General features: G+C 37.4%; 2 protein-coding genes. Both read left to right on the forward strand.

The window, feature by feature from the left end:
- Positions 1 to 781, forward strand: a 781-nt coding sequence (locus AMDU4_RS13260) for a 3-hydroxyacyl-CoA dehydrogenase NAD-binding domain-containing protein (protein WP_290705494.1), incomplete at its 5' end; no start/stop codon positions are given.
- 184 nt (positions 782 to 965) lie between these two features.
- Positions 966 to 1,631 (forward strand): HAD family hydrolase, encoded by a 666-nt coding sequence (locus AMDU4_RS13265; RefSeq protein ID WP_021788445.1) that lies wholly within the window; start codon positions 966 to 968, stop codon positions 1,629 to 1,631.
- The last annotated feature ends 116 nt before the right edge of the window (positions 1,632 to 1,747 follow it).

Raw genomic sequence — 1,747 nt, forward strand, 5'->3', positions numbered from 1 at the left:
ATTCTATGCCAGAGAGGGAAATAATAGGATTGAGAGAAATGGAATAGAGCTTATGGAGAAACAGAAGGATACAATAAAAAAGAACCTTGGCAAAAAAATTGATATGGATGAAATAATAAATAGAATTCATCCAGTCGAAACCTATGAAGAACTTGCACAGTGTGGACTGGTTATAGAGGCGGTATTTGAAAAACAGGAAATAAAGAACGATTTGTTCAGAGAACTATCAAAGTATTTTGGTGAAGATACAATACTGGCATCAAACACATCATCATTGAGCATTACTGAAATGGCAGCCAACTACAAGTATCCTGAAAATAACATCATAATCCACTTTTTCAATCCCCCATATACAATGCCTCTTGTTGAAATTGTCCCGGCTCTCCAGACATCGGATAAAACTGTAGAATCAGCCTACAACCTAATCTCTGGACTCAGAAATCACAGGGAAGCCATGGTTCCGGTAAAGGCAAAGGAGAGATCAGGATTTATAGTTAACAGAATACTGATACAACTCATAAACGAGGCAATAAAAATTGTAGAGGAAGGAATAGCAGATGAGAAATCAGTTGATATTGCCATGAAGAAAGGTGCTGGATTCCCCATGGGCCCCTTTGAACTGGGGGATTATGTTGGATTAGACATAGTATACGATGTTTTAAAATCGTTTAACAGGGCATATGGTGATGCATATATTCCCCCAGAGAGGTTAAAAAATATGGTCATAGCGGGATACCTGGGCAGGAAAACTGGAAAGGGCTTCTATGAATACAATAAATAGTGGGTTATCCCTCTTAAACTAATTCTATTTAGGTATTTTTGAAACAGGCAACCTCAATGCTCTGAAATGAGATAGCTCACACATATTATTGCGAAATGAAACTAATCGTAAAAATTAGACTGGGGCAACGATACCGGGTAATCACCTAATAGAAAAACTCTAATAGACAAGGGCATTTATCTTTATGGAAAAGTTGCTTTTGTTTGATATTGACGGTACATTGATGGAAGAGTCCCCTACACACACGTATTCTTTCAATTATGTTTGCGAAAAAATTTACGGAGTAAAAACAGACATTGAATCATTTCCCAGGCATGGCATGACAGACACAGGAATACTCTACGGATTGCTAAAAAAACAAAATATTCCGGAAATAGCGATTAAGAAGAAAATTAATGAAGCTTTCAGGGCAATGGAGGAATATGTTTCCACTAATATAAAGCCGGCAGATTATGCTTTGCTTAACAATGCCGATCACGTCCTCAAAACATTGAAGGAAAAAAAGTATGTTCTGGGCATTCTGACAGGAAATATTCAGCCCGTAGCCACCATCAGAATTAAAAAGGCGGGAATTGAAAAATATTTTGCCACAGGAGGATATGGAAGCGATGATATTATAAGGTCAAAACTCGTTGATTATGCAATGGAAAGATATGGCAAGAGTATTCAAAAATCGGGAATATATCTTATTGGAGATACACCTTTAGATATAAAGGCAGCCAGAGAAGCATCGGTAAATGCAATAGGCGTGGCAACAGGGATGTATGATACAAACGACCTGAAATCTGCTGATCTTGTAATAGAAAATTTAAAGGATGAAAATAAATTGCTGGAATACCTTAAAAATTAATCATCGTTCGACGCTTTTTCCAGGCTTTCCCTTTTTAATTCCGGACCAAGTACTACCTCTGCAAGACCTCCTATAATAAGCACTATCCCGGTAACTACGAACACATATACTAGACC

The sequence above is a fragment of the Ferroplasma sp. Type II genome (assembly GCF_000496155.1).